General features: G+C 63.0%; 1 protein-coding gene. It reads right to left on the bottom strand.

Going from position 1 to position 308, the window contains the following annotated elements; all coding sequences use genetic code 11:
• On the bottom strand, nucleotides 1-308 hold a 308-nt coding region (locus Q4528_RS13290), incomplete at both ends, for a DEAD/DEAH box helicase (protein WP_303521979.1).

The following is a 308-nucleotide window of genomic DNA, read 5'->3' as shown; positions in this document are numbered from 1 at the left end:
ATGCTGACGTGCGAGGATCTCGGTTGGGGCCATCATCACCCCCTGCCCGCCAGCCTCGGCCGCGATCAACAGCGCCATGAACGCCACCAGCGTCTTGCCCGATCCGACATCGCCCTGCAAAAGCCGGTTCATCCGCTCAGATTGCGCCATATCCGCAGAAATTTCAGCGATTGCGCGGGTTTGCGCACCGGTCGGCGCATAAGGCAGGTATTGCAGCACCTGGGATTGCAGAACCTGTGTGCCAACCGTCGCCCGCCCCTTGCTGCGACGTCGGTTTTGCCGCGCAAGGGCCAGAGTCACCTGATGGG

The sequence above is a fragment of the Staphylococcus pasteuri genome, assembly GCF_030547725.1.
Taxonomy (GTDB): Bacteria; Bacillota; Bacilli; order Staphylococcales; family Staphylococcaceae; genus Staphylococcus; species Staphylococcus pasteuri.
This window is presented reverse-complemented; position numbering and strand designations above follow the sequence as displayed.